The sequence below is a fragment of the uncultured Chloroflexus sp. genome, from assembly GCF_937129525.1.
In the GTDB taxonomy this organism is placed as follows: domain Bacteria; phylum Chloroflexota; class Chloroflexia; order Chloroflexales; family Chloroflexaceae; genus Chloroflexus.
Genome location: NZ_CAKZNK010000016.1, coordinates 1 through 11,016 on the forward strand (window position 1 = coordinate 1; position 11,016 = coordinate 11,016).

The 11,016-nt window shown below is 59.5% G+C and carries 6 protein-coding genes; 3 read left to right on the forward strand and 3 right to left on the reverse strand.

Features of this window, described 5'->3' with window-relative positions:
• Nucleotide 1 precedes the first annotated feature (1 nt).
• Nucleotides 2-3,052: an AAA family ATPase gene (locus tag Q0650_RS01035; protein WP_298814920.1), complete on the reverse strand. Its 3,051-nt coding sequence runs from the start codon at nt 3,050-3,052 to the stop codon at nt 2-4.
• Nucleotides 3,049-3,768, reverse strand: a complete 720-nt coding sequence (locus Q0650_RS01040; RefSeq protein ID WP_298814922.1) for a phosphoribosyltransferase — start codon at nt 3,766-3,768, stop codon at nt 3,049-3,051. The genes Q0650_RS01035 and Q0650_RS01040 overlap by 4 nt, the downstream gene beginning before the upstream one ends.
• Nucleotides 3,769-3,947: 179 nt before the next feature.
• Between Q0650_RS01040 and Q0650_RS01045 the strand changes: the two genes are divergently transcribed.
• From Q0650_RS01045 to Q0650_RS01055, 3 genes are all read left to right on the forward strand, one after another.
• Nucleotides 3,948-4,190, forward strand: a complete 243-nt coding sequence (locus Q0650_RS01045) for a cyclic-di-AMP receptor (RefSeq protein ID WP_298814925.1) — start codon at nt 3,948-3,950, stop codon at nt 4,188-4,190.
• Between the two features lie 6 nt (nt 4,191-4,196).
• Nucleotides 4,197-5,360, forward strand: a complete 1,164-nt coding sequence (locus tag Q0650_RS01050; protein ID WP_298814928.1) for a glycosyltransferase family 4 protein — start codon at nt 4,197-4,199, stop codon at nt 5,358-5,360.
• Between the two features lie 139 nt (nt 5,361-5,499).
• Nucleotides 5,500-9,264: an AAA family ATPase gene (locus Q0650_RS01055; protein ID WP_298814931.1), complete on the forward strand. Its 3,765-nt coding sequence runs from the start codon at nt 5,500-5,502 to the stop codon at nt 9,262-9,264.
• Between the two features lie 144 nt (nt 9,265-9,408).
• Here the strand turns inward: Q0650_RS01055 and Q0650_RS01060 are convergent, their stop codons facing one another.
• The gene (locus tag Q0650_RS01060; protein ID WP_298814934.1) at nt 9,409-10,887 is read right to left on the reverse strand and encodes a glycosyltransferase family 39 protein; all 1,479 of its coding nucleotides are present in this window, start codon (nt 10,885-10,887) and stop codon (nt 9,409-9,411) included.
• Between the last annotated feature and the right edge of the window lie 129 nt (nt 10,888-11,016).

Below are 11,016 nucleotides of genomic sequence, written 5' to 3' on the forward strand. Positions count from 1 at the left end.
CTTACACCACCCGTGTCTCTGTTTCACGCCCGGTCAAGGCATTGCGCACTTCCGCAATTGCCTCCAGCAAACGCCGCCGTCCGCCAGCTTCGGCCAGAGCCTGGGCCGCAGCCAGCATCGCCTGCGCTTCAGTTACCGGCAAGAGCGGCGCCAGCCAGATGCGGATTTGCGCCGCCAGATGGCGCGCGCCGAGATTATCGGCCTGAGCCAGCGCCGTCGAGAGATAATGTACGGCGCGAGTCGCATCACCAAGGCGCAATGCCACCAGGCCGAGATTGGCGGTCAAACCGGCCACCCGCTCGGGGATCCCAAGTTGATTGGCCAGAGACAATCCTTGCTGAAACCGTGTGGTTGCAGTCACCAGATCGGCTTGCGCCAGCGCCACCTCGCCAGCAGTTGAGAGGAGATAGGGCTGAAGTGCCAGTAATCCCCATTCTTCGGCCAGATTCAGCGCAGCGGCAATGATCGTTTCGGCTGTGGCAATCTCGCCGCGCAACAAACGATGGTACGCTTGATTGTTACGCGCCAGCACTCGCCATGTCATTGCTTCGTTACCGGCGGCGTCGGCAATCTGCTGGGACATTTCGTAACGCGCAATCGCCACATCGAGATCGCCTTGCTGAGCGGCGATATTCCCTAACTCGAAATAGACCTGCGCCAGCGCAGCGCAATCGGCCTCCGGACAGGAACGCAACACCTGTTCGGCAGCCAACAGTCGCTCGGCAGCGGCATCGAGATCGGCCCCCTCCAACGAGAGCGCCGTTCCCCAGAGAAACAGGGCCGTCGCCTGCTCTTTGGGATGGGCGGATGGATCGGGGCGATGAACCAGTTCAATAACTTCGGCGTAGCGTCCCTGGGGAATCAGTGCGCGGGCCAGCGCCAGGCGAGCCAGAAGAGTATCACGCAGCGTTTGCGCCACAGCCATCGCCTCGCGGAACGCATCGGCAGCGAGCGTCGCCGCTCCCGATTGCAGGCGAACTTCACCCAATTTGATCAGGATTGACGAACGCTGAGCTGCTGGCGCGCCACGCAATGCCTGTGAGTACAACTCAGCCGCCTCAGGCCAGGCTGCCAGTGCCGCTGCTCGTTCGGCAGCGCGAAGCGCGTAGGTAAACGCTCGTTCGCGCAGGCCACCTTCGGCAAAATGGAAGGCGATCTGGCCGGCAACATCGTCAAGCCGATCGCGGTAGAGCGTTTCCAGCGCTTCACCAACTCGCCGGTGTAGCATTCGATGGCGTAATTCACCCACATCACGATACGCTACTTCCATCGTCAAACTGTGATCGAAACGAAACCGGCTATCGGCAATCGGTATCACCAGACGAGCAGCTAGCAATTCGTCGAGCGCATCCAGCGCCGCTTCTTCCGAGAGAGCCGCTGCCCGGGCCACCACAGCGAAATCGAAATCGCGGCCCACTGCCACCGCAGCATCAAGCATACGCCGCGCCTGCTCTGACAGGCGACTCAAACGGGCCGCAATCAGATGGTACACCGATTGCGGCACAATCGGCTGGGCAGACAACGCACTGAGATCAACCATCCCATCGGCGGTCAACCAGCCGGAAGCGCGCGCATACCTCACCAGTTCAGCAATGATATAGGGGTTGCCTTCTGCGCTCTGTTCCAGCCAATCGGCCAGTGGATGGGCGAACGCAGGGCTGAGATGATGCGAAATAGCCAGAATAGCGGATGGCGCCAACCGATCGATAACTATTCGCGCCAGCCGATCTTCACGCATCAGTGCTTGAACGAGACGAGCAAGCGCACTGCGCGGCTCTGGTGGGCGAGCAGTTGCAATCAAGACGAGGTTAGACTCTGCGCTACGCCGCAAAAGATAACCGAGCAGCCCCAGGGTGCTGGCATCGGCCCATTGCAGATCATCAATCAGCAGAGTGATCGGCATCTGACGGGCCAGTTCAAGTAAAAAGCGCGTCACTGCCTCCCACAACCGCGGCTCATCGGGTGGTTCGACCGGCGGTGGCGCCAGATCGGGCAACAGCCGCCCCAACTCGCCCCACCAGATCGCCGCCAGGTGGAGCGAATGGCGCCACGACGGCCATTCTGGTCGCGAGATGAGCGCAGCCAGCGCCATTCGGATGGGGTGATAGGGTAAATTCTGTTCAAGTTCACGGGCAATACCGGTTATGCCTAACCCACCGCGCCGGGTCAAAAATGCTTCGGCCAGCCGGGTTTTACCGATACCGGGAACCCCCTCGATCAAGAGCAATCGACCAGGGCGAGTTTCTGCCTGCAAGCGGGCCAGCTCGTCATCACGACCCAGGAAAGGCAACCCGCCATTGGTCAGCGCCGGACGGAAGCGCATTGCCGGTTGCCCCGGCGCTACCAGCGTATCGGTAATGATGGCATCGTACAACGCCTGCGTTTCGCGCATTGGCGGCACACCCAATGCCTGATCGAGCAGATCGCGCAAGCGTTCAAAACGGCGAATTGCGCCGACCCGGTCACCTTTCAGATAAGCCAGGCGCATCGCATCACGCTGAACATCCTCTTGCAATGGATCAAGCGCGAGCGTCGTATCAAGCGCAGCCAACGCAGCCGATATATCACCGCGCTGTTCGTACAGACGGGCCAAACGCAGCCATCCCCGACCGACCAGCGACCGGGTCTGTTCGCGCAAACCCTCCAGCCAGAATTGAAACGGCTCACAATCGGGCAATCCAAACCCGGCCAAAAGCTCAACGTCACCAGCGGGTAACACCGATGCCAGCGCTGTAGCATCTGCGCGCGGATCGGCCATCACTGCGCGCAAAGCGCGCAGATCAACAGTTGCGTTGAGTGCCAGCCACTCCTCATCGGCTACCAGTGCCTCACCTACTACCCGACGGATAGCGTAGAGGGTGGAGCGGAGAAGCTGCTGAGCTGCACTCCGCTCGTGATCCGGCCAGAAAAGAGACAACACCTGCTCACGCCGCGCGGGATGATCGTGGGCAGCAAGGTAGAAGAGAACGCCCCGGCTGCGTCGCCGTGGCAACGTTAACGGCTGATCGTTGCGCAGAATTTGAGGCGGGCCAAAGCAACGAACAACGATCATGCATCCTCATCACCGGGTGCGGCGCTCGCCGGCAAACTGGCCTGCAACAGTTGCCGCACCTCATCATCGCTCGTCTGGCGAAAATCGTCATACCAGTAACTAAGCGCGTAGAACGGTTCTACCGTCATCACTGCAATCACATCATCGGCGACAGTGCGCAACAACCACGCCCCCTCTTTGCTGGCTACCGGCACAGCTACCGCAACCCAGCGCGGCTGCTGGAGGCGGACACAGTCAACTGCGCCACGCATCGTTGCGCCAGTAGCCAGACCATCATCGATAATGATCACCGTCTTATCGCGCAATACCGGCGGCGGGCGCTGACCACGATAGGCGCGAGCGCGACGGGCAATCTCTGCCTGTTCGAGAGCGGTAACTTCTTCGATCACATGCGGACGAATGCCTAATTCGGCAATAATATCATCATTCAACACGCGCACCCCATGCTCGGCAATAGCGCCCATCGCCAATTCTACCTGACCGGGCACACCCAGTTTACGCACCAACAAGACATCGAGCGGCGCCGACAACGCCTGCGCCACTTCATAAGCTACCGGCACCCCACCCCGCGGCAGAGCCAGAATCTGCAACGCCGGACGATCGGCATAGTGACTGAGCGCCCAGGCCAGAGCACGCCCGGCGGCCCGCCGATCGGCAAATCGATGAGTTACGACTGGCGCCGGCATAGTGACCACCCCCTTTCCAAACAGCTCCATTGCGTTCCACCCCTCCCACCCAGCGCGCGACAATCAGAAACAGGCCGCTGACCAGGTAGACTACCTGCCTCGATCATAGCACACGAGACTCTGCCCAACAATAGGGAAACAATTGACGACAAGGCCTCCTCTCCGTATAATCTCGGCAGCAATAGCTACCAGAGAGCGAAAGGGCGCGTATGAAGCTTATCATCTTCGTCGTCGAGGATGCGCACGCTGATGCGGGAGTCGATGCACTGGTCGGCGCCGGCTTCCGGGTAACCCGGCTGGCAACAACCGGCGGATTTCTGCGCCGGGGCAACACAACCCTGCTGGTGGGTATCGAGGACTCTCAGGTCGATCGGGCGCACGAAATTATGCAACGTGCCGCGCCGGGCACCCTGGCCATCACAATGGATCTGGATCGTTATGAACGGTTATAGGTAGCTGTGCGCATTCTCTACGTAGCTTCCGGTATTCCAACACCGGGCGCCCTGGGCGGCAGCATTCATACCCTCGAAGTTGCGCGCGGCCTTGCCCAACGCGGCCATGAAGTGCATGTTGTCGCTGCCAGTCGCGAGCTACCGCTCACCCATGTGCGTCTGCGGCCTCTGATCAAGCTGATCGGGCAGCCGTATGCCGGCTTCACTCTGTACCATCAAGACCTCCCTAAAGCGTTGAGTCTATCAGGATTGGGGGCAATCTGGCGGTTGGCCCGCCAGTTGCGCCCCGATCTGATTATAGAGCGCTACTACAATTTTGCCGGCGCAGCGATGATCGTGGCGCACAAACTGCACATTCCGGCCATTCTCGAAGTGAATGCCCTGATAGTCGATCCTCCCGAAGTCCTTAAACGACGGATCGATGATGCGCTGGGAGGGCCATTCCGGCGCTGGGCGGAACAACAATGCCGCTGGGCAGATCGGATCGTGACGCCACTACACACGACGGTACCGGCCAACATTCCGCGGGCCAAAATTGTCGAGCTGCCCTGGGGCGCCAATATCGAGACTTTTACACCACCGCCAGCGCCACCACCGGGCCCACCCAATATCGTGTTTATGGGTTCCTTCCGGGCATGGCATGGAGTGAGTGATTTTGTCAAAGCTGCGCGGATCCTGATCGAACGCGGCAACAACTACCGCTTCACGCTGATCGGTGATGGCCCGGAACGCTCCACCGCTGAAGCGCTCGCTGCGCCGTATCGCGATCGGCTCACCTTCACCGGCGCTGTCCCACACGAGCAGATACCCGCTCTACTGGCGCGCGCGCACCTCGGTGTCGCCCCCTTTAACACTGCGCCTCACCCGGCCCTGCGCGCCGCCGGGTTCTTCTGGTCGCCACTCAAAATCTATGAATATATGGCCGCCGGCCTGCCGGTTGTCACTACTGCTATTCCACCGCTGACCACAATCATCCGCGAAGGCGAAGAGGGCGCCCTCTTCCGCGAGGGCGATGTCGTCGATCTCGCCAACGCCATTGCGCGAGTGCTGACCGATCCGGTCACAGCCTTTGCGATGGGGCAACGCGCCCGTGCCCGCGTGGTAGCTGAATTTTCCTGGCAACAACACTGCGCCGAACTTGAGCGGATCGGTTGCGAACTGATCAGGTAGCTTCAACACGCACTTGCAGAGAAATCTATCATGATCAATAATCGAGCATACAGAGATAGATGTTCGCAGCGCAACCGTTCCCAAACCTGATTGCCATTGTTCGCATGCCGAACAATCACAACGCGCATGGTCAACCGCCATGATGCTGGCCAACCTGACTGAACTGGCATGTTATCTGCCCGGCCTGATTCGACGCCGGTTACACAATGTTGGCGCTGACGGTCAACTCAAACCGGCCAAAGAGACCTTCCCCGCAGCGATTCTGTTTGCCGACCTTTCCGGTTTTACCGCGCTCACCGAACATCTGACCCACACTCAGCCTGACGGTACCGAAGAACTGACCCAAATTCTCGATCTCTACTTTGGCCATCTGGTGCGGATCGTGACTGCCCACGGTGGTGACGTAATCAAATTTGCCGGTGATGGCTTGATTGCGCTCTGGTACGGCGATGAACCATTGACAATGCTCACCCGACGCGCAGTGCAATGCGGTCTGGCCATTCAGATGATCATGTCGCCAGCGGTGTGGAGCACAGAAGTCATTGACGAGACAGCCCGTCGCTTGCGCGCGCGCGTGGGTATCGGAGCGGGCGATGTGACGATTATGCACCTGGGAGGGGTGTTTGGGCGCTGGGAACTACTCATCGTTGGCGCAGCCGTGCGCGCCGCCGGCGCTGCCGAAGCCACAGCCCCACCCGGTGAAGTCGCTCTGACCACTGCCGCCTGGGAGCTGGTTCAACCCTGGTGTGAAGCAACCGCCCTGCCTGATGGACACTGGCGACTCGCTGCCCTGCTCGACGATGTACCGATGAAAGCGCTCAATCTGGCACAGCTCGATCTCGACCAGATCGAGTTGCTGCGCGCTTATGTACCAAAGGCAATCCTGACCCGGATCGACGCCGGTCAAACGGCATGGTTAACCGAGCAACGTTATGTCACGGTACTTTTCATTCATCTAGCCGATCTCACCGCCGAAACACCACTGGCAGCCGCTCAGGCAGCAATGCGGGCCATCCAAACCTGCCTCTACCGTTACGAGGGCAGCATCAATCGGCTCGGCACCGACAACAAAGGCCCTACCCTGCTGGCCGCGTTTGGCTTGCCGCCCTTCGCCCATGAAGACGATGCGCTGCGCGGTCTGCAAGCCGCGCATGAAATTGTCAATACGCTCGCCGATTTAGGCTTTAACTGCACGATTGGCGTCACCAGCGGTCAGGCGCTGTGCAGTTCGGTCGGCGGGCAAGAACGACGCGAATACACGATGATGGGATCGGTCGTCAACCGGGCGGCGCGGCTAATGCAGGCGGCGCGTCAGCAAGGCTGCCCGATCTTGTGTGATAGCGAAACCGCAGCGGCCTGCCGCGACTACCTCAGTTTTAGCGCCTTACCCCCACTGCGACTGCGCGGCATTGCCGAGCCGGTAAACGTCTTCCAGCCCCTATTCACGTCTGCCTCTGGTCACGATCAACCTGCCCTATTCGTCAAACCGCAGAGCGAGACGCTCATTGGACGCGCCAGTGAAATGGCATTGCTGCGCGAGCGTCTCGAGTGGCTCCAGCGCGGTCAGGGAAGCGGTCTCATCATCACTGGCGAAGCCGGGATCGGCAAATCGCAACTGGCGCAATCGTTTAGCGACCAGGCCCGCGCGCAAGGCGCAATCCTGCTCAGCGGTACAGCGCGGTTGATCGATCGCAGTCCATACAACACCTTGCGAGCCGGCCTGCCCGGTCTCCTCAGCGATCCGCGTCTGACCGGTCTTGCCGACGCAGTGTATGAAATTGCCCATGAGCTATGGCCGGCAACGCTGATCGGTCAACCGTCGCCGCCTGTTCCTGGCCCAACCAGCGCCGAACGGTTGCGCGATGCCCTGATCAACCTGTTGATCCGGGTAGCTGAGCGCGCTCCTCTGGTCATCGTGATGGAAGACATCCAATGGCTCGATGAGACAACATGGTCACTGCTGACCGAATTGCTTGATCGGCAGGCGCCAATCCTGCTGGTGCTCACTGGACGGCCACCATTGAACCAGAATGACACCCAGTGCCGCCTGCTCTACCATCCATCGATGACTCAACTCAAATTACAGGGCCTGAGTCCACTGGCTATTCACGATCTGCTTGCGCTCTTGTTTGAAGTTGAGCAGGTCGATGAAGCAATCTGGCGCATGATTGCCGAGCAGACCCAGGGTCACCCTTTCTACAGCATTGAGCTGGCTAAAGCGCTGCGCGATGCCGGATTGTTGATGAGACAGCAAAAGACATGCCGACTGGTGCCAGGAACAGCCAACAGCGCGTTGCAAATGGTTCGATTGCCGGCGACTGTTCAGGGATTGATTACCAGCCGGTTTGATCAATTAACTCTTGAACAGCAATTGACATTAAAAGCGGCCAGCGTGATCGGAACTGATTTTGATCCGGACATCCTGGCTGCCATTCATCCCGCCAATCTGACCGAACAACAACTGACCGCGCAATTGTTCGTGCTGCAACAGGCAGGTCTGATTACGCTGGAACAGTTCGAACCGGGTCTGCGTTATGCCTTTCGACCGGCGGCTGTTGCCGAGGCGATCTACAATCTAATGAGTTTTGCCCAACGTCGACAGCTCCATGCCCGTCTGGCTACCTACTTAGAGCAAATTGCCGGACACGATCCGGCGCGCGCCACCACCATTGCGTATCACTGGCAGGCGGCTGGCGAACTGCAGCGCGCTCGACCCTATCTCGACCGGGCCGGTGAACTTGCGCTTCATACCGGCGATTATAGCAACGCAATCCATCTGTTGAGCCAGGCTCAACAGATCGGTGATGATCAGACACCCGAAACGATGGGACGGCGCGAACGACTCCTGGCCGAAGCGTTCTATTGTCAGGGACGACTGCATGAAAGCTATCAATGCCTGCAACGCGCATTTACGCATCTCGGCTTGCCACTGCCAACCACGCGCCGGGCACTCCTACAGCCAGTGGTAGCAGAGTTTGGTCGTCAACTCCTTGCGCTCGTTGGCCTGCGACTCCGAATGATCCCGGCTGGCATCAACGCAATGGAAATCGCCGGCACGGCAACAATTCTGGCGCAACTCGATTATTATCAACGCGATCCGCTAACGATGCTGCACAGCGCGCTGCGCGCGCTGAATCTGGCTGAAGCAGCCGGATTACCGGCAGCGCGCGCACAGGCCTACGCCCAGATGGAAGTGGCACTTAACCGGCTGCCGATTCTGGCCACGTTGTACCGACGCAAGGCAATGCGGTTGGCGCGCGCTTCAGGCGATCCAGACCTCATTGCGCGGGTGGCGCAATTGCAAGGGCTGGCTGCATTGGGGCGCGGTGACTGGAAGCGGGCAGCAGCCGCTTTGCAGCTCGGATTAACGCTGGCTCACCAGACTGGTAGCGCCCGACGCTGGCTCGAATGCCGCGCCCTGCTCTGCATGGCGCAGACACGCACCGGCAACTTCACGAACGCTTTGGCTGGCGCAGCCGAAGTAGTTGAGCGTGGTGAACGCGCGCGCGATCATCAAGCGCAAGTCTGGGGCCGTCTCAGCGCAGTTGAGATCCATCTGGCCGCTGGCAATGTATCGGCAGCGGTAAACGAATGGCAACTGGCCAGTAATCTGTTTACCGACCCCAGCCGGATCAGCCGGGCCGATCAGATCTGGCATACCGTATTGGCTGCTCGCATCGCCCAGATCAACGGTGACACCGATCAGGCCCGCGAACTGGCCTTACAGGCACTGCAACAAATTCAGGGCAAGCCACCGCTGGCAATTTATCTCACGCGCAGCTATGAAGCCCTCACCAGACTTCGGCTACCATGGCGTTCCCATTGGGAAGCACAGTTCATTCGTTGGCAGGTAGGGTTAATCTTTCCGATAGCGTTGCGTTCAACGCCATTCCGCCAGCAGTAATCGAACGCTTGCCGGATGAACGCCAATCCTGAAGGTCAGATCAGGCACTTGCTACCCATATCACAGCGCAGACAGCCTGCAGCATTAACAAGGCATTGCCAGCCGATAGATCGCACTGCTACGAGCAGCCCCCAACGCCTTTCCTTACCAGCGACAGGCATGGATGGTCAGCGGAGCAGGATAACGCGGATCGGGAATCTCTGCCACCACCGGACAATGTTCAGCCAGATCGGGACGAGCTGCCAGGAGAGGGAAGATGTGTTCGTATAAAACCAGATAATCTGGACGGTAGCGGTCGATGGCATATGATGCGGCAGCAATATAGTGACCTGGCCCCAATTGACCGGCAATGTCAGGCTGAACCAAACCGGCAAAATCGATCATTGGCCGTTGAGCATAGTAGCCAACGATCCCAATCTCAAGCGTCGCCACCGTAGCCGTCGGAGCGGTATAAGCAGCCAGCCATTCGCCTGCGGCCCGATAGACGACCAGGCGTTGATCGATCTGCTGACCAATCCGCATAACCGAACCACTGAGCCAGACCGCTGACCCGATCAGCGCCACAGCGAGGCCGATCAACGCCAAACGCCGACCACCGATCCTGCTCAGACCATCGAACAAGACCCGAATACCGAGACCGAATGCCGGAGCAAGGCCGATGAGCAACGGCGCCACATACCAGAAATAACCGGCGACACCCAACACAGTGTACGCTAATCCATACGTGAAAGCCCACCCGATCGGGACCAGCCACCAGCGCCGCCACCATACTGCCACCATACCAACTGCACTGACTGCGAAGACAAACCAGTAGAACGGCTGGCGTAAATAGCCGGTCAAGGTCACCAGCAGACGGTCAACAAAATCATACGAACCGGGAATCAATGCCTGCCGCTGTTTCGCATACAGGGTCGATGGCAGTGGCGCGCCATACACCAGCCAGGCCAGACCGATTCCGGCGACCACAATCGCGCCCCAAAGCAGCGCAGCCCGCCAGGGCCAACGCCGCCAATCGCGCCAGCGCCGATCCGTCAGCAGCGCGATCAACAGCGCAAACGGGCCGACCAGAATACCGTCAGGACGGAGCCAGACCAGCATACCGGTGAGCAAACCTGTCAGCCATTGCCGACCCTGAACGGCAGCGACAAACGACCAGAGGGCAAGCGCCATTGCCGGCAAGGTTTCGCTCCCCAGGGTTGTCAACGGCAGTGGAAACAGCAGATACAGCAGCGCAGCCGTCGCGCCGATCAACGGATCGCGCCAGAGATGGCCTAACCGGTAGAGTGCCAGCCCGCCTGCCGCATGGCACAGGCATCCGATCAGATTGGCTACCAATGGCACTGACCAGCCAATAAGCGCCACCGGAGCCAGGATCAGGCCGAACAACGGCGCAGTGGTACTGAGTGTAGCGACACCGGGATTGTAGACGAAACCATAACCGGCAGCCAGATTTGCCGCATAGCGATACGTGATATAGGGATCATCATAGCCGCGGCGATACAATACTGCGAACAAGCTCAGGCCCACTACCAATGCCAGCGGCCATGCCAGTCGATCCACCACCCGGCTCGAAGACCAGATCGTGACCGGTTTCGTCTGCGCTGCCTCTTCAGAATATGTCAAGACCACTCCTCAGCAATTGCAACAGGTCATTTTTCTTCAAAATCAGCTCAGCGCACTTCACCTATTGCCTTCCTCGCGACAATCAGGCTAACGCGCGGTAACACCTGGCTAACCAGCAACGCAGCCAGC

Excerpts from the sequence above, each read along its gene's own strand:
- Q0650_RS01035 (WP_298814920.1), bottom strand. The coding sequence starts at position 3,052 with ATGATCGTTGTTCGTTGCTTTGGCCCGCCTCAAATTCTGCGCAACGAT.
- Q0650_RS01040 (WP_298814922.1), bottom strand. The coding sequence starts at position 3,768 with ATGGAGCTGTTTGGAAAGGGGGTGGTCACTATGCCGGCGCCAGTCGTA.
- Q0650_RS01045 (WP_298814925.1), top strand. The coding sequence starts at position 3,948 with ATGAAGCTTATCATCTTCGTCGTCGAGGATGCGCACGCTGATGCGGGA.
- Q0650_RS01055 (WP_298814931.1), top strand. The coding sequence starts at position 5,500 with ATGATGCTGGCCAACCTGACTGAACTGGCATGTTATCTGCCCGGCCTG.